Below are 16293 nucleotides of genomic sequence, written 5' to 3' on the forward strand. Positions count from 1 at the left end.
TTAGATGAAAGCAAATATCAACAGACGATCTGCTATCAAAGGAATACTTGCCAGTACTGCTGCGTTAAGTATTCCTTTAGAATTGTCTGCTTTTAATTTGCCAAAAGATAAATTAAATTCTTTACCACAATTAAAAGGTAATATCAATCATTCTGTTTCTCGCTGGTGCTTTGACAAAATCGATTTAGAAACTTTGTGCGTTGAAGCCAAAAAAATGGGAATTACTGGAATTGATTTAGTAGGTCCCGAGGCTTGGCCAACCCTAAAAAAATACAACTTAGTATCGACTATGTGTAATGGTGCCGAGTTGAATTTAGTCGATGGTTTCAATGATATCCAATTTCATGACAAACTGATTCAACGTTATACCGATATGATTCCACGTGTAGCTGAAGCAGGTTATAAAAACTTAATTTGTTTTAGTGGAAGCCGAAGAGGTAAAACAGACGAAGAAGGTTGGAACAATTGTGTTATTGGTTTACAAAAACTAATTCCGCTAGCTGAAAAACATAATATTACATTAGTAATGGAATTATTAAACAGCAAGGTCGATCATAAAGATTATCAATGTGATCGAACTTCTTGGGGAGTCGAATTAGTCAAACGTATCAACTCAAATAATTTCAAATTGCTTTATGATATCTATCACATGCAAATTGATGAAGGCGATGTGATTCGTACTATCAAAAATAACATTCAATACATTGCTCATTTTCATACAGCTGGAGTTCCTGGTCGAAATGAAATTGACGGCACTCAAGAATTAAATTATCCAGCCATTATGAGAGCAATTGCTGGAACAGGTTTTAAAGGTTTTGTGGGACAAGAATTTATCCCAAAAAATCAAGATAAATTAGCTTCATTACTACAAGCCATAACTATTTGCGACATTTAACTAACAAAATATAACCATGAATAGAAGAAGAGAATTTTTAATCAATAGCAGTTTAGTATTAGGTACTTTGGCTATTACTCCTTCCCTAGCCTTTACAACCAAAAAAAGAGCTATTGGAATCCAATTATGGACGATGCGTGAGACTTTACCCAAAGATGTCAAAGGCGTATTGGCTCAAATTGCAAAAGCAGGATTTACAGAAGTAGAAACGTTTGGCTTTTCGCCAAAAGATAATTCTTTCTTTGGAACTTCAGTACAAGACTTTAAAGCTATTTTGGATGCCAATGGTTTGAAAGCAACCAGTAACCATTTTGATTTCAATAATTTTATCAAAACTGGTGATCTTGGTGATTTGAATGCGTACATCAATGCGGCCAAAGTTTTAGGAAGTGAGTATGTTACAATTCCATGGATTTTACCTGAATTGAGAGGCACCTCTGCTGAAGATTATAAAAAATTAGCAAAAGGAGTCAATCAAGTTGCGCAACAATGTCATGCTGCTGGATTGAAACTAGCTTATCACAATCATGATTTTGAATTTGAACAATTTGGAAATACAAACGGATACGAAATTTTATTGAACGAAACTGATCCTAATCTAGTTGATTTCGAATTGGATTTGTATTGGGCAGTTCGTGCAGGTCACAATCCTTTGGATTTATTCAAGCAGCATCCAGGACGTTTTACTATGTGGCACGTAAAAGATATGGACAAAGCCAACAAAGAATTAAATGCTGAAATTGGAAAAGGGGCAATAGACTTTAAAGCCATTTTTGCACAAGCCAAACAATCAGGAATGAAACGTTTCTTTTTAGAACATGAAACCAATTATAGTCCAAATCCAGGTGAATCCATAAAAACAAGTTTTGATTATATTTCTAAAAATTTAATCTAGTTTTTATAATAATAAAAAAAGGGTATTTAATTGTTTTGCAATTAAATACCCTTTTTTATTTAAAGTAAATTTACCATTTCTCTAAACCTAAAAGTCGTTTACCCAAATCACTTAATTCAGCTGTTTTATGTTTGGTAATTTCCCATTTTCTTGGATCTCCAGGAAAAGCAAATCCTTCAGGTGCAATACGGTTTTTCCACGAATTAATACGCCATGCTTTTAGTTCTTCATTATCTTCTTCCGCAGGCATCATCGAAATGTATTGAGCTACACGCACTTTGTCTTTGGTCAAATTAGGACGAATTCCATGTGGTAGTAAACTATTAAAGATTAGTAAATCACCAGCCTCCATTTTAACTTTAACAAATTGATCTTTAAATACTGTCGTATCGGGTTGGAATCGGTGTCTATCTTCTGGTTGGGTTAATTTCCATGTATCATAAGTGCGAAATAATTCTGGTATACATTGAAAACCTCCCATGTTTTCATCGGTAGTATCGACTAAAGCCAAAACTCCTTGTACGTTTTGCGGTTTGGTTTCAGGGTCGTAATCCCAATGGATGAATCCTTTAAACTCATGATCGGGACGCACAGGAAAATTTAAATTGGCTCTATCAATAGTAACCCATAGCTTTTCTGTCCCCCAAACATCTGCAAAGGCATCATATACTTTTTGCATTTGACGGTTGTCCCATTGGTATTGGTGATTGTACAATTCTACCATTCCACTATTAGTTAGCTCTTTCATTTGCATTTCTGCTCTTGGTGGTACATACCAAGTGGATGAATCGTTTGGATCTTTTTCTTCAAATTCCCAAATGAAATTAGCCAATCGTTCAGCATTTTCTTTGGGTACAGCATTTTTGATAACAATATAACCATTGGTAATCCAGAAATTCCATTGCTCTTCGGTTAATAAACGAAGTGGTTTTCCGTTAGAACGGTCATTTAATTTGTGTACACTAGATTTTGCCACTGATGGATTTCCAGGGATATCTGCGTGTGCGTTAGTCGCCATTGTTGGCGTCATTGTCGGAGTCATAGTTTTATTTTTAGTATCCATAATGTAATAGTTGGTTAATTTGATAATCCAAAATTAGTTGGAATCTAGCAGTTGAATTATCACAAAATTTACCATAATTTGTACTATATTGACATTTTATTGGAGATTAAACTATTCAATAGTACATTTATACTATAAAGCACTAATTATATGAAAATTGTTTTTGAAGATATCAAACGTTTAGCAGGAAGTTCCTTCCGAATTTTAGTCAATCCAAAATTGAATGATTTTTATTATTGGCATTTTCATCCTGAATTCGAACTGACTTTTATTGAAGCCTCTCAAGGAAGTAGACGTGTTGGGAATCATGTGGGACAATTTGAAGGAAGTGATTTGGTTTTTATAGGTTCTAATATCCCCCATTTGAATTTTGATTATGGGATTAGAACCGAATATGAAAAAGTAGTATTACAAATCAACGCTGACTTTTTTAAAAATGATTTTGCTTCCACCCCAGAATTGAAAGCGATTCACCAATTATTTGAAAATTCAAAAAAAGTAATTTGTTTTCACGGAAACACGAAATCGACTATTGGGAAACAACTTAAAGCAATTCATCTATTACCACATTTTGAACAATTTATTGCTGTTTTGTCTTTGTTTCAATCTTTGGCTACATCCCAAGAAATGACGTTTTTACACGAAAAGCCTTTTGAAAACTTTTATAATAACAAGGAACAGTCCCGTCTCAAAATAGTCTATAAATTCATTGAAAGTAATTACCAACGAACCATTAGTATTGATGAAATGGCTCAACTAACCCACCTATCCAAAGCCGCTTTTTGTAGGTATTTCAAAAAAATGACTCGATTGACTTTTATTGAATTCTTAAATCAATATCGTATTGAACAAGCTAAACTACTTTTAAAAGAAGATAAGAACGTAACTGAAACCTGCTATGAATGTGGTTTTGAAAGTCTGTCCTATTTCAATCGTATTTTCAAAAAAGTAGTAGGTGAAAATCCGTTAGAATTTAAGAAAAAATAAATTTACTCTGTACTATTCAAACCTGCAACATAATAATTCATATCAATCGTTAGCTTTGGATTAGTAGTATCTATCATGATTGATTTCCATTCGTTTGACGGCTGAATGATTTTATTTTTACCATTCAATGCAATTTGAACTGGCATAGTAAATCCTTCTAGACAATTGATCCAACGATAGACTAATTGTTTTTCTTTGAAATAATATTCTAAAGTAGGTATGCGAGTATCTCTTAAATATTGGTTGAAAACCGGAGAAAAATCAACACCAGCCTGTTTGCTAATGTAGTTTTCAATTTGATTTGTAGTCACCGTTTGATGGTAAAAAGTACTGTTCAAACCTCTTAAAATTTGTCTCCATTTTTCGTCATTATTTATAATTTGTCGAATGGTATGCAACATATTTCCCCCTTTGTAATACATATCGCCCGAACCTTCATTATTCACATTATATTGGCCTATAATAGGAATATCATTCTGAATATTTTTACGAGTGCCTCTAACATAAGCTGCTCCAGCATCTTTACCATAATAATACTCTACAAATAAACTTTCCGAATAATTAGTAAAACTTTCATGAATCCACATGTCGGCAATATCTTTATAAGTGATATTATTGGCAAACCACTCATGACCAGACTCATGAATAATGATAAAATCAAATTTTAGCCCCCAACCGGTTCCGCTTAAATCACGTCCGCGATAGCCATTTGCAAAACCATTTCCATAGGTTACGCTACTTTGATGCTCCATCCCTAAATAAGGCACTTCAACTAATTTATAACTGTCTTCATAAAAGGGATATGGACCAAACCAATGCTCAAATGCTTTTAGCATTTTTGGTACGTCTTGAAATTGTTTTTTGGCTTTCGCCAAATTATTGCGCAACACATAATACTGACAATCCAATTCGCCTTTTTCACCTTTGAACTTTTCTGAAAAAGCTGCATAATCACCTATATTAATGTTAACTCCATAATTATTGATCGGATTGGTGACTTGCCAAGTATAGGTTGTTGTATTGTCTTTTAATGGTTTAGTACTTATCAAACGACCATTGGAAATATCCATTAGTCCTTTGGGAACATTGACACTGATTAGCATGGATTCGGCTTCGTCATACATATGATCTTTGTTGGGCCACCAAACACTAGCACCTAAACCCTGACACGAAGAAGCTATAAAAGGTTTTCCGTTTTCATCTTTTTTCCAAGTGATACCTCCATCCCAAGGTGGATTGACCGCTATTTTGGGTTTTCCGCTATAAAATACAACTAGCTTTTTATTGTCTCCTTTGATTTGATTGGCTGCCAAAAACACATGAAATACATTCCCATCTCTTTGAAATTTTAGATTAATCCCATCCTGTAGAATTTTGGTAATTTGCATCGGTTCTTGCAAATCAATTTGCATCACATTGTATTGATCTAAAACTTGATAATCAATGGTATTTGAACCTGTAATGGTGCTGTCAGCTGGATTGACTTTGATATCCAAATGGTATTTTTTCAAATCCCACCAACTTCTTTCTTTAGTAATACTTCCGCGTAAACTGTCTTGTCTGGTAAAATTTTGTGCCAATACGATATTGGAAATTAATACAATCAGAAAGAGGTAAATTGTTTTTATGTTCATAATTCAAGATTTAATATTGCTGAATATGTTCGCCTAATAGTTTGTTTTCTAGTCCGCGAATTTGCATAATGACACGATTATTAGTAAAATCGAATTGCAATAAGCCAAAGTTTTTCTCAGCTACTACTTTCCCGATTTGATACGGATTTTCCTCACCCGAGAAACTAGAATAGACATGAGTCAATCCACTTGAAGTAAAATCAATTAATGGATAGTTTAAGTTTGTGACCTTCTTAGATGAAAAAGTTGCAATATGTCGGTCACCCGAAATAACGAAAGTGCCTTTGGCTTTTGAAGTTGCAACAAGCTTTTCTAGTTTGTCAATCTCATGCGGAAAATTACCCCAACATTCGAAGCCATGTTTGTCAGACAACAATTGAATACTACTCACAATTACATTGAATTGTGCATCTGAAGAAGTTAATTCTTCTTCCAACCATTTCCATTGGGCTTCACCTAAAATGGTACCTTGACCATACGGATTGGGCTGTAAACGTTTTTTGGAATTGACTGATTTGGTAACAGCTGTTCTAAAAAAGCGAGTGTCTAAAATGATAATTTTTACTTTATTCCCTACGATATCAATTACTTTTGAATTATAAACTCCGTCTCTAAAACGCTCCGGAGCATCATTAGGAGTTCCTAAAAAATCGAATAATAATTGTTGGCTCTCTCTTTTAAATGGGTATTCTTCTCCCCCATCATTCAATCCGTAATCATGATCGTCCCAGGTTCCTAGAATTTGTTTGTTGGAAATGAATTGTAAATAATCGCTATCTTTTTTTTGAATCGCATAGTTATCTTTAAGCTCCTTCATATCTTCGGTATCGGAATAGACATCATCGCCACCCCAAATCCAAGCCACTGGATGATTGTCATCGATCGATTTCCATAATTCGTTTTTGAGTCGTTGATTGTCACACGAGCCAAAAGCTATAGAATAGGTTTTGTTTTGAGAATAAGAGGCAATCGCAATTAAGGAGAAAACTATACCTAATGGTTTCGAGAATTTAGGAAGTATCGACATCATTTATTTCAATTAAATAGAAAAGTAAATGTAACGGATTTAATTTATATTAAAAACAAAACCCAATAGATTTGAATCTATTGGGTTGTATAAACTGTAATTGTAATGGACTATTTCTGTCTCGTCTTTAATACTTCAATCACATCATTCATTTGAAAACCTTTGGCTTGCAATAAGATCAAGTAGTGAAAAAGTAAATCGGCGCTTTCGCTTAAAAACAAATCATCGTTATCGTCTTTGGCTTCTATAACTACTTCAACCGCTTCCTCTCCAACCTTTTGAGCAATTTTATTAATTCCTTTTTCAAATAAGGAGGCTACATAACTTTTTTCAGCATCCGCATTGTCACGACGGGTTTTAATCGTTTGTTCCAAAGTCGAAATAAAACCATAATTCGGCTGATTCTCTTCGGCCCAACAGGTATCGGTTCCATTATGACAAGTTGGACCTACAGGTCGTACTTGAATTAATAAGCTATCGTTATCACAATCGTTCTTAATACTTACCAAATTCAAAAAATTACCACTCTCTTCTCCTTTAGTCCAAAGGCGTTGCTTGGAGCGACTATAAAAAGTTACTTTTTGAGTTGCTTGTGTTTTGGCAAATGCCTCTTCGTTCATATAGCCTAGCATTAAAACAGCTTTGGTTTCGCTATCTTGAATAATGGCCGGAATTAATCCGTGGGCACTTTTTGAAAAATCGATGTTCATTTTAGTAAGATGAATTAGGAGTTGAATTTGAATTATTTAAATTCTAACTTCAATATGATTATTTTGTAATTCTTTTTTTAAGATCTTAATTTCAATTTCTTTGAAATGAAAAACGCTAGCTGCTAAAGCGGCATCAGCTTTTCCGTCGACAAAGGTATCAATAAAATGTTGCATATTCCCAGCTCCTCCCGAAGCGATAATGGGAATATTTACTAATTGGGATAATGTAGCCAAAGCTTCGTTGGCAAAGCCATTTTTAGTACCATCATGATCCATGGAAGTAAACAAAATTTCTCCTGCACCACGAGTGGCAACTTCCTTTGCCCAATCAAAAAGTTGGATCTCTGTGGGAACTTTTCCTCCTACTAAATGTACTATCCATTCCCCATCAATTTGCTTCGCATCAATCGCTACTACAACACATTGGCTACCAAATTTCTGAGCCAAATCTGTAATTAATTGAGGATTTTTAACTGCCGAAGAATTGATAGATACTTTATCAGCGCCATTTTGCAATAAAATTTCAACATCTTCAACCGAGGCAATTCCACCACCAACCGTAAACGGAATGTTAATGGTTGCTGCTACTTTGCGAACCAAATCAACAAGGGTTTTTCTACGCTCTTCAGTGGCTGAAATATCCAAGAACACCAATTCATCTGCTCCTTCATCCGAATAGATTTTGGCTAATTCCACAGGATCTCCCGCATCGCGCAAGTCCACAAAATTGACTCCTTTGACCGTTCTTCCGTTTTTGATATCCAAACAAGGAATGATTCTTTTTGTAAGCATTATTGATTTAAAATATAGTTTTCCAATTGTTTCAACGAAATTCTTCCTTCGTAAATCGCTTTGCCAATAATGGTTCCTTCACAACCCAATTCGGCTAATTGTGGTAATTCATCAAAAGTGGAAATACCTCCAGAAGCAATTAATTGTATCCCTTTGGCTGATGCCAAAATTTTAGCATACAAATCAAAACTCGGCCCAGCCAACATACCGTCTTTGGCAATATCCGTACAAATAACGTATTGAATTCCTTTGGTTTGATAGTCTTGAATAAAGGGTATTAAATCTTCATTTGAGTCTTCTAACCAACCGGAAACAGCTACTTTTTCATTGGTAGCATCGGCGCCTAAAATAATTTTATCAGAACCATATTCAGCAATCCATTGTTCGAAAATCGCTCTATTTTTTACAGCTATACTTCCCCCTGTGATTTGTTTTGCACCCGATTCAAAAGCTATCTTCAAATCAGCATCCGATTTTAATCCCCCACCAAAATCAATTTTTAATCGGGTTTGAGTCGCAATTTGTTCCAGTATTTTATAATTCACAATTTTGCTCGATTTGGCACCATCTAAATCGACTAGGTGCAAATACTCGATTCCGTGTGCTTCAAACGATTTGGCCACTTCCAGTGGATTTTCATTGTATATGATTTTAGTATTGTAATCCCCTTTGGATAAGCGAACACATTTACCGTCGATGATATCTATAGCAGGTATAATTCTCATAATTGATTTCAAGTTTATAATTTCAAGAAATTAGCTAAAATTTGTTCTCCCACATCACCACTTTTTTCTGGGTGAAATTGGGTTCCGTAAAAATTATTTTTTTGTAAAGCCGAAGCGTATTCAACATCGTAATTGGTAGTTGCAATGGCTTCTTTGCAATTTGGAACATAATAACTATGCACCAAATACATGTATTCGTTTTCTTTAATTTCTTTAAATAAATCCGACTTCAAATTATAAATTTGGTTCCATCCCATTTGAGGAACTTTCACATTATTGGAAAACCGAATCACATTCGCATCAAAAATTCCCAAACCGACTGTATTTCCTTCTTCGGAATGGTGGCACATCAACTGCATGCCTAAGCAAATACCCAATACAGGTTGTTTCAAATTAGGAATTAAACTATCTAATCCGCTTTCAATCAGTTTTTGCATCGCATAACTCGCTTCACCTACACCTGGAAAAATTACTTTATCCGCTTGTTGTATTTCGTCTGGATTATTAGTTAATACAGCTGTATATCCTAAACGTTCTATAGCAAATAGAATGCTTTGAATATTTCCTGCTCCGTAATTGATAATGGCAATTTTCATTCGTTTGTTTTATAACATTCCTTTAGTTGAAGGCAAAATCATTTTCTCAGTATCTCTTTTCACGGCTACTTTAATCGCTTTGGCGAATGCCTTAAAAATAGCTTCAATCTTATGGTGTTCGTTAGTTCCCTCGGCTTTGATGTTGATATTGGCTTTGGCACCATCTGAGAACGATTTGAAAAAGTGGTAAAACATCTCCGTTGGCATTTTACCTACCATTTCGCGTTTGAATTCGGTTTCCCAAACCAACCAATTCCTTCCACCAAAATCAATCGCAACTTGCGATAAGCAATCGTCCATTGGCAAACAGAAACCATAACGTTCTATGCCTAATTTATTTCCCAAGGCTTTGGCAAAAACTTCACCTAAGGCAATGGCAGTATCTTCAATCGTATGGTGTTCATCTACTTCTAAATCGCCTTTTACGCTAATTTCCAAGTCCATTTGTCCGTGACGTGCAATTTGATCTAACATATGATCGAAAAAAGCAATACCAGTGTCAATTTTACTTTGACCAGTACCGTCTAAATTTAGATTGATATAAATATCCGTTTCGTGTGTTTTTCTTGTAATAGATGCCGAACGCACCTCTAATTTTAAAAACTCATAAATGGTTTTCCAATCGGTGGTTTGTAATGAAATAACCTCGCTAAAATCATCATTTTCTTTGATTTCGTCACTTCCTAAACCTTCTTGTTGTTTTAAGAAAATTGCTTTTGCTCCTAGATTTTTTGCTAAGGCAACATCGGTAATTCGATCGCCTAAAACAAATGAATTAGCCAAATCATAGTTAGGATTATCAATGTATTTAGTTAGCATTCCGGTACGTGGTTTGCGTGTTGGCGCATTATCTTCTGGAAACGAACGGTCAATAAAAATGTCATCAAACAGAATACCTTCATTTTCAAAAGCGCGTAGAATGAAATTTTGTGTTGGCCAAAAAGTATCTTCTGGAAAACTTGCGGTTCCCAATCCGTCTTGATTGGTTACCATAACCAATTCATAGTCCAATTCATTGGCAATTTTAGCTAAATACTGAAAGGCTTTGGGGTAAAATTCTAACTTATCTAAACTGTCTAATTGAAAATCGGCAGGTTCGATAACGATGGTTCCATCACGATCTATAAATAATACTTTTTTCATATTCTTAATTCAAGCTTTTTAAAGCGGCTATTAATTTTTGATTTTCTTCAGCAGTTCCAATGGTCAAACGCAAGGTGTTTTCACATAATGGTTGTGTCGTTCTATTGCGAATTACAATTCCTTTGGCAATTAATTCGTCATAACGTTGATTCGCATTATCCACTTTGATTAAAATAAAATTAGCCTCCGTTGTATAAATTGTTGATACAAAATTTACTTCATTTAATACTTTAAGTAATTCTTCTCTTTGTGCTATAATTAAAGAAATTTCTTCTTTTATTTTTTTTGTATTTTCCAAACGATCTAACGCTCTTTGTTGTGTCAATTCGTTGACGTTATAAGGCGGTTTAATCTTGTTTAAAACTGCAATAATTGCAGCCGAAGCATAACAAATACCTAAACGAATTCCTGCCAAACCATACGCTTTAGATAAGGTTTGCGTTATGATTAAATTAGGTGCTGTATTGATTTTTTGAATCCAAGACACTTTGTCTGAAAAGTCAATATACGCTTCATCAATTACTACTAATCCGTTGAAATTGTCTAATAAATACTGTACGCTTTCTTCCGAAAAAGTGTTGCCGGTTGGATTATTTGGCGAACAAAGAAAAATCATTTTAGTGTTTTTATTTACTGCTTTCATGATTTCCTCTAATTGGGGTTGAAAATCATTCGAAAGTAAAACCTCTCTGTTTTCGACTGCGTTTAAATTGGCTAAAACACCATACATTCCATACGTTGGTGGTAACGTAATTACATTGTCGATTTTAGGTTCGCAAAAGGCACGAAACAACAAATCCAACACTTCATCACTTCCATTTCCTAACAAAATTTGATTTTTAGCTACTCTATTTTGATTCGCTAAAACCGATTTAACCGAAGCTTGTTGCGGATCAGGATAACGATTCACTCCGTTTTCAAAAGGATTTTCATTGGCATCCAAAAAAATCATATCGGCCGTATCAAAGTCTTCAAATTCATCACGAGCCGAAGAATACGGTTTCATAGCCTTAACGTTTTCACGAACTAAGGAATTGATGTCGAATTTATTTTCCATTTTCAATTGCATTTAAACGTAATGTAACTGCATTTTTGTGGGCTTGTAACCCTTCTTTTTCTGCCATGATTTCGATAGCTTTCCCAATGTTTTGAATTCCAGCTTCCGAAATTTTTTGAAATGTCATTGATTTCATAAAGCTATCCAAATTGACTCCACTATAATTTTTTGCGTAGCCATTCGTTGGTAAGGTATGATTCGTACCTGAAGCATAATCACCCGCACTTTCTGGTGTATAATTTCCTATAAACACCGAACCAGCATTGGCAATATTATCGACATAATAATCGTTATTTTCTGTGCAAACAATAAAGTGTTCTGGTCCGTATTCGTTGATTAAATCCAAGGCAATTGCTGCGTTTTCGACAAAAATCAATTTCGAATTAGCGATCGCTTTTTCGGCAATTGCCTTTCTAGGTAAAATAGCCAATTGTGATTGCACTTCTTCTTCCACAGCATCAATCATTTGTTTTGAAGTTGAAACCAAGATCACTTGGCTATCGGTTCCATGCTCGGCTTGACTTAACAAATCAGAAGCTACAAAAGCTGGAACTGCACTATCGTCGGCAACTACTAACAACTCTGAAGGACCCGCCGGCATATCGATAGCTACACCAAATTGAGTTGCTAATTGTTTGGCTACAGTTACGTATTGATTTCCAGGACCAAATATTTTATAGACTTTAGGAATGGTTGCTGTACCAAAAGTCATTCCCGCTATCGCTTGAATTCCGCCTACTTTAAGAATCTTGGTAACACCACAAAGTTGTGCTGCATATAAAATGGCTGGATTTAAATTTCCAGTGGCGTCCGGTGGCGAACATAAAACTACTTCTTTGCAACCCGCAATTTTAGCTGGTACTGCCAACATTAATACGGTTGAAAACAAAGGAGCCGTTCCGCCAGGAATGTACAAACCTATTTTTTGAATTGGTCGTTTTTCTTGCCAACATTCCACACCAGGAGCAGTTTCAACGCTTACACGACTTGTTTTTTGTGCTGAGTGAAATTTCTCAATATTTGATTTGGCTAATTGAATTGCCGCTTTTAATTCGTCAGAAACTGTAGCAATAGCGTTTTGAATTTCTTCATCAGTAACCAAAATAGTATCTAAAGCGATTCCGTCAAACTGAGTGGTATATTGTTGTACTGCTTTATCTCCGTTGTTTTGTACTGCTGCGAAAATTTCTTTAACAGTAGCTTCAATATCGTCCACAGTTTTAGTAGGTCTTTCTAATAAGGAAGCCCAGTTTTCCTGTTTTGGATTGTATATTTTATTCATTGTTGTAGTACGCTTAAGAAATTACAATACCATTTTTTCAATTGGGCAAACCAATATCCCTTCAGCCCCAGCTGCTTTTAACTCGTCAATTACTTCCCAAAAACGATCTTCTTCAATTACCGTGTGAACACTAGACCAACCTGCTTGTGCCAAAGGCATTACAGTTGGGCTTTTTAAAACTGGTAAAATAGAGCTAATCAATTCAATGTTGTCATTAGGAACATTCATCAAAATGTATTTTGATTTGCGTGCTCTTAAAACAGATTGGATTCGGAATTGTAATTTATCTAAAATTACTTTGTTCTCAGAAGAAATTTTAGGAGAAACCGCTAAAACTGCCTCGCTCTTAAAAATCACTTCCACTTCTTTCAAATTGTTTTTAAACAAAGTGCTACCGCTTGAAACAATATCCACAATTGCATCGGCTAAACCAATATTGGGTGCAATTTCAACGGAACCAGAAATTTGGTGTAAATCAACCGAAACATTTTTTGAATTAAAGAAATCTAAAACGGTATTTGGATACGAAGTCGCAATTCGCAAACCATCTAAATCTTTAACCGAATTATAGTTGAAACTTTTTGGTACCGCCACTGAAACTTTGCATTTTGAAAATCCTAGTTTCTCTGCCACTTGAATGTTTTTACCTTTTTCAACTAAAAGATTATCGCCTACAATAGCGGCGTCTACTACTCCATCAATCAAATATTGAGGAATGTCTGAATTTCTAAGATACAATACTTCTAAAGGAAAATTAGAAGCAGTTGCTTTTAATTGATCATTTCCATTATTAATAGAAATTCCACAATCTTTAAGAATTTGGATACTGTCTTCGTTTAAACGTCCTGATTTTTGAATGGCAATTTTTAAAGTACTCATTGTTATGTTGTTTTGTTGTTTGTTGTGATTTGAGTACAACAGATTTTTAATAAAAAACCCGCTTGATGTACTCAAACGGGTTTTTAAATATGTGACTTACACGCATACCATTAACACATCGCTTGAGAGCAATTTAGTAAATGATGATGATGTAATAGATTTGATATCATAGTTATTAATTAGAAATAATCTTTTATTTCGAGTGCAAATATAAAGCAAAATATGGTTACCACCCAATTTTTATTTTAACTTAAAGCACTATTATTGTTAAATACAAATTGAATTAATTCAATTTAGGCCCGGCATGTACCAATCGTTTTCCTTCTTCAGTATCGGTATATTGTTCAAAATTTTTAATATAACGAGCTGCTAAATCCTTGGCCCTACGTTCCCATTCACTTGTATCTTCATAAGTATCTCTCGGATCTAAAATATTAGTATTTACGTTTGGTAACTCAGTTGGTATTGTTACATTCAAATAGGGAATTGCTTTGGTTTCTGCAGCTTCTATTTCACCACTAATAATTGCATCAATAATAGCTCTGGTATTTTTTAATGAAATTCGTTTACCGGTACCGTTCCAACCTGTATTTACTAAATACGCTTTAGCTCCATGTTCTTTCATTTTACCAATTAATGTTTTGGAATACATTGTTGGATGCAAGGTTAAAAAGGCTTCACCAAAAGCGGGTGAAAATGAAGGAACCGGCTCGGTAATGCCTCTTTCGGTTCCAGCAAGTTTAGAGGTATAGCCACACAAAAAGTGGTATTGTGCCTGATCTTCATCTAAAATAGAAACTGGAGGTAAAACGCCAAATGCATCAGCAGATAAATAAATGATCTTTTTAGCATGTCCTGCTTTTGAAGGCAAAACGATTTTGTTTATATGATAGATGGGATAGGACACTCTAGAATTTTCTGTAATAGAATGATCGTGGTAATTAATTTCACCGTATTCGTCTACCATTACATTTTCTAATAAGGCGTCGCGTTTAATTGCTCTCCATATATCCGGTTCATTAGTTTCAGACAAGTCAATTACTTTGGCGTAACAGCCACCTTCATAATTAAATACTCCATTGTTATCCCAACCGTGTTCGTCGTCTCCAATTAAATACCGTTTTGGATCGGCTGAAAGCGTCGTTTTTCCGGTACCAGAAAGACCAAAAAACACAGCAACATCTCCCTCTTCTCCAACATTAGCCGAACAGTGCATGGATGCCATTCCTTTTAATGGAAGATAATAGTTCATCATGGAAAACATTCCTTTTTTCATTTCCCCTCCATACCAAGTTCCTCCAATAATTTGAATTTTTTCGGTGAGATTGAAAACGACAAAGTTCTCGGAATTCAATCCTTGTTTTTCCCAATTTGGATTCGTGGTTTTGGAACCATTCATCACTACAAAATCGGGTTCTCCGAAATTTTCCAATTCGTAAACTGAAGGCCGAATAAACATATTGGTTACAAAATGCGCTTGCCAGGCAACTTCCATCACAAAACGAACTTTTAAACGAGTATCCGGATTGGTTCCGCAAAAGGCATCTACCACATAGAGTTTTGGTGAAGTTGATAATTGTTTTAAAACCAATTTTTTCAAATCATGCCAAATCATCTGGGTAGTTGGAAAATTTACTTTATCATCCCAATAAATGGTATCCTTGGTAAGCTCGTCTTGTACAATGTAGCGATCTTTTGGGGAACGCCCTGTAAATATTCCTGTCTTTACCGCAACTGCTCCAGATTCAGTTACGGCACCTTTTTCATATCCTTTTCTTCGATTGGACATTTCTGCTTGGTATAATTCTTCGTAAGAAGGATTATAGGAAACTTCATGATATCCGGTAATTCCTAAACCGTGTAATTCCTGTATAATTTTGATGTTTTTCATCTTTTATTGTATTTTAAAAATAGTCAACCTATGAAATTCAAAATTAATAAAATTAAATTACGAAATCGATATAGTAAATAATAAATTAAAATAATTATTGCTTTATTGCGAATACTCCATAATTACATCTAATAAATAACATATATATATAATAAACGCAATATTTATTTTTGTTCTATTAATAAAAATAAAGAATCATTGCTATACTAGAAATCACTTTTCTTCGTGATCGCTAGTTTCTTTTTCGATGGTTGTATTACTGAAATCTTTTCTAATTTCAGTATGGCGAATTTCCCCTCCTGAAGTACCTACTTTTTGAATAACAAAAAGACTTGCAATTCCAATTAGTAAAATTATATAAGATACTAACTTCTCTTTAGCATTTTTCTTGTATTGAAGATAAAAACCTACCAGTGATAAAACACCAAGAATATCTAATAACAATGCCATTTTTTCAGCCAATTCTTCATGTTCATGAATTATTTTCCAACCAATTCCTGGCATGTCTTCTACCAATTCCTCGGCTCCTTCTCCGGTATTCATACTTAAAATTCCAAAAATAGCTCCAATCACAAACAAAACATAGGAAGTGTTAATGATGGATCTGTTTTTACTTAATAATCCAGCAATTAAAATCCCGATTGCTAAAATGGTTCCAATAATTGGAAAGTGGTTGACCACCATGTGTAAATGTGCTTCGTTCATAATATAAAATTT

Annotated in this window: 16 protein-coding genes; 3 read left to right on the forward strand and 13 right to left on the reverse strand. The window is 34.6% G+C overall.

Annotation, left to right across the window (positions count from 1 at the left end; translation table 11 throughout):
• The first annotated feature begins 4 nt into the window (after window positions 1–4).
• Together LPC21_RS08160 and LPC21_RS08165 are read left to right on the forward strand one after the other, a co-directional pair.
• Window positions 5–895 carry a hydroxypyruvate isomerase family protein gene (locus LPC21_RS08160; protein ID WP_229316674.1) on the forward strand — a complete coding sequence of 297 codons (891 nt, stop codon included), beginning with the start codon at window positions 5–7 and terminating at the stop codon, window positions 893–895.
• A 16-nt stretch (window positions 896–911) separates the two neighbouring features.
• Window positions 912–1790, forward strand: a complete 879-nt coding sequence (locus tag LPC21_RS08165; RefSeq protein ID WP_229316675.1) for a sugar phosphate isomerase/epimerase family protein — start codon at window positions 912–914, stop codon at window positions 1788–1790.
• 70 nt (window positions 1791–1860) lie between these two features.
• On the opposite strand, the gene LPC21_RS08170 is transcribed toward LPC21_RS08165, so the two are convergent.
• Complete coding sequence (locus LPC21_RS08170; protein WP_229316676.1) at window positions 1861–2853, reverse strand: phytanoyl-CoA dioxygenase family protein; 993 nt, start codon at window positions 2851–2853, stop codon at window positions 1861–1863.
• A gap of 150 nt (window positions 2854–3003) precedes the next feature.
• On the opposite strand from LPC21_RS08170, the gene LPC21_RS08175 reads away from it, so the two are divergent.
• Window positions 3004–3840 carry an AraC family transcriptional regulator gene (locus LPC21_RS08175; protein ID WP_229316677.1) on the forward strand — a complete coding sequence of 279 codons (837 nt, stop codon included), beginning with the start codon at window positions 3004–3006 and terminating at the stop codon, window positions 3838–3840.
• 2 nt (window positions 3841–3842) lie between these two features.
• Here the strand turns inward: LPC21_RS08175 and LPC21_RS08180 are convergent, their stop codons facing one another.
• The 12 genes from LPC21_RS08180 to LPC21_RS08235 all read right to left on the reverse strand — a co-directional run bounded on the left by LPC21_RS08180 (window position 3843) and on the right by LPC21_RS08235 (window position 16281).
• Window positions 3843–5474 (reverse strand): M1 family metallopeptidase, encoded by a 1632-nt coding sequence (locus LPC21_RS08180; RefSeq protein ID WP_229316678.1) that lies wholly within the window; start codon window positions 5472–5474, stop codon window positions 3843–3845.
• 10 nt (window positions 5475–5484) lie between these two features.
• On the reverse strand, window positions 5485–6504 hold the full coding sequence (locus tag LPC21_RS08185; RefSeq protein WP_229316679.1) for an alkaline phosphatase D family protein: 1020 nt from the start codon (window positions 6502–6504) through the stop codon (window positions 5485–5487).
• A gap of 107 nt (window positions 6505–6611) precedes the next feature.
• Window positions 6612–7211 (reverse strand): bifunctional phosphoribosyl-AMP cyclohydrolase/phosphoribosyl-ATP diphosphatase HisIE, encoded by a 600-nt coding sequence (gene hisIE, locus LPC21_RS08190; RefSeq protein ID WP_229316680.1) that lies wholly within the window; start codon window positions 7209–7211, stop codon window positions 6612–6614.
• Window positions 7212–7247: 36 nt separating this feature from the next.
• On the reverse strand, window positions 7248–8003 hold the full coding sequence (gene hisF, locus LPC21_RS08195) for an imidazole glycerol phosphate synthase subunit HisF (RefSeq protein WP_229316681.1): 756 nt from the start codon (window positions 8001–8003) through the stop codon (window positions 7248–7250).
• Window positions 8003–8728 (reverse strand): 1-(5-phosphoribosyl)-5-[(5-phosphoribosylamino)methylideneamino]imidazole-4-carboxamide isomerase, encoded by a 726-nt coding sequence (gene hisA / locus LPC21_RS08200; RefSeq protein ID WP_229316682.1) that lies wholly within the window; start codon window positions 8726–8728, stop codon window positions 8003–8005. Before hisA ends, hisF begins: the two co-directional genes overlap by 1 nt.
• Before the next feature lie 14 nt (window positions 8729–8742).
• Entirely contained in the window at window positions 8743–9324 is a 582-nt protein-coding gene (gene hisH, locus LPC21_RS08205) for an imidazole glycerol phosphate synthase subunit HisH (protein ID WP_229316683.1), read from the reverse strand.
• A 9-nt stretch (window positions 9325–9333) separates the two neighbouring features.
• Window positions 9334–10467 carry a bifunctional histidinol-phosphatase/imidazoleglycerol-phosphate dehydratase HisB gene (gene hisB, locus LPC21_RS08210; protein ID WP_229316684.1) on the reverse strand — a complete coding sequence of 378 codons (1134 nt, stop codon included), beginning with the start codon at window positions 10465–10467 and terminating at the stop codon, window positions 9334–9336.
• A 4-nt stretch (window positions 10468–10471) separates the two neighbouring features.
• Window positions 10472–11524: a histidinol-phosphate transaminase gene (hisC, locus tag LPC21_RS08215; protein ID WP_229316685.1), complete on the reverse strand. Its 1053-nt coding sequence runs from the start codon at window positions 11522–11524 to the stop codon at window positions 10472–10474.
• A complete protein-coding gene (gene hisD, locus LPC21_RS08220; RefSeq protein ID WP_229316686.1) occupies window positions 11514–12806 on the reverse strand; it encodes a histidinol dehydrogenase in 1293 nt (430 codons plus the stop codon). Before hisD ends, hisC begins: the two co-directional genes overlap by 11 nt.
• A gap of 21 nt (window positions 12807–12827) precedes the next feature.
• Complete coding sequence (gene hisG / locus LPC21_RS08225; protein WP_229316687.1) at window positions 12828–13685, reverse strand: ATP phosphoribosyltransferase; 858 nt, start codon at window positions 13683–13685, stop codon at window positions 12828–12830.
• Between the two features lie 283 nt (window positions 13686–13968).
• The gene (gene pckA, locus LPC21_RS08230; RefSeq protein WP_229316688.1) at window positions 13969–15576 is read right to left on the reverse strand and encodes a phosphoenolpyruvate carboxykinase (ATP); all 1608 of its coding nucleotides are present in this window, start codon (window positions 15574–15576) and stop codon (window positions 13969–13971) included.
• Between the two features lie 213 nt (window positions 15577–15789).
• Window positions 15790–16281: a DUF2231 domain-containing protein gene (locus LPC21_RS08235; RefSeq protein WP_229316689.1), complete on the reverse strand. Its 492-nt coding sequence runs from the start codon at window positions 16279–16281 to the stop codon at window positions 15790–15792.
• Window positions 16282–16293: the final 12 nt, after the last annotated feature.

The sequence above is a fragment of the Flavobacterium ammoniigenes genome (genome assembly GCF_020886055.1).
GTDB classification, from domain to species: domain Bacteria; phylum Bacteroidota; class Bacteroidia; order Flavobacteriales; family Flavobacteriaceae; genus Flavobacterium; species Flavobacterium ammoniigenes.

Excerpts from the sequence above, each read along its gene's own strand:
- LPC21_RS08175 (WP_229316677.1), top strand. The coding sequence starts at position 3,004 with ATGAAAATTGTTTTTGAAGATATCAAACGTTTAGCAGGAAGTTCCTTC.
- hisB (WP_229316684.1), bottom strand. The coding sequence starts at position 10,467 with ATGAAAAAAGTATTATTTATAGATCGTGATGGAACCATCGTTATCGAA.
- hisIE (WP_229316680.1), bottom strand. The coding sequence starts at position 7,211 with ATGAACATCGATTTTTCAAAAAGTGCCCACGGATTAATTCCGGCCATT.
- LPC21_RS08185 (WP_229316679.1), bottom strand. The coding sequence starts at position 6,504 with ATGATGTCGATACTTCCTAAATTCTCGAAACCATTAGGTATAGTTTTC.
- hisC (WP_229316685.1), bottom strand. The coding sequence starts at position 11,524 with ATGGAAAATAAATTCGACATCAATTCCTTAGTTCGTGAAAACGTTAAG.
- pckA (WP_229316688.1), bottom strand. The coding sequence starts at position 15,576 with ATGAAAAACATCAAAATTATACAGGAATTACACGGTTTAGGAATTACC.
- LPC21_RS08180 (WP_229316678.1), bottom strand. The coding sequence starts at position 5,474 with ATGAACATAAAAACAATTTACCTCTTTCTGATTGTATTAATTTCCAAT.
- hisH (WP_229316683.1), bottom strand. The coding sequence starts at position 9,324 with ATGAAAATTGCCATTATCAATTACGGAGCAGGAAATATTCAAAGCATT.
- LPC21_RS08235 (WP_229316689.1), bottom strand. The coding sequence starts at position 16,281 with ATGAACGAAGCACATTTACACATGGTGGTCAACCACTTTCCAATTATT.
- hisG (WP_229316687.1), bottom strand. The coding sequence starts at position 13,685 with ATGAGTACTTTAAAAATTGCCATTCAAAAATCAGGACGTTTAAACGAA.
- hisD (WP_229316686.1), bottom strand. The coding sequence starts at position 12,806 with ATGAATAAAATATACAATCCAAAACAGGAAAACTGGGCTTCCTTATTA.
- LPC21_RS08160 (WP_229316674.1), top strand. The coding sequence starts at position 5 with ATGAAAGCAAATATCAACAGACGATCTGCTATCAAAGGAATACTTGCC.
- LPC21_RS08170 (WP_229316676.1), bottom strand. The coding sequence starts at position 2,853 with ATGGATACTAAAAATAAAACTATGACTCCGACAATGACGCCAACAATG.
- LPC21_RS08165 (WP_229316675.1), top strand. The coding sequence starts at position 912 with ATGAATAGAAGAAGAGAATTTTTAATCAATAGCAGTTTAGTATTAGGT.
- hisA (WP_229316682.1), bottom strand. The coding sequence starts at position 8,728 with ATGAGAATTATACCTGCTATAGATATCATCGACGGTAAATGTGTTCGC.
- hisF (WP_229316681.1), bottom strand. The coding sequence starts at position 8,003 with ATGCTTACAAAAAGAATCATTCCTTGTTTGGATATCAAAAACGGAAGA.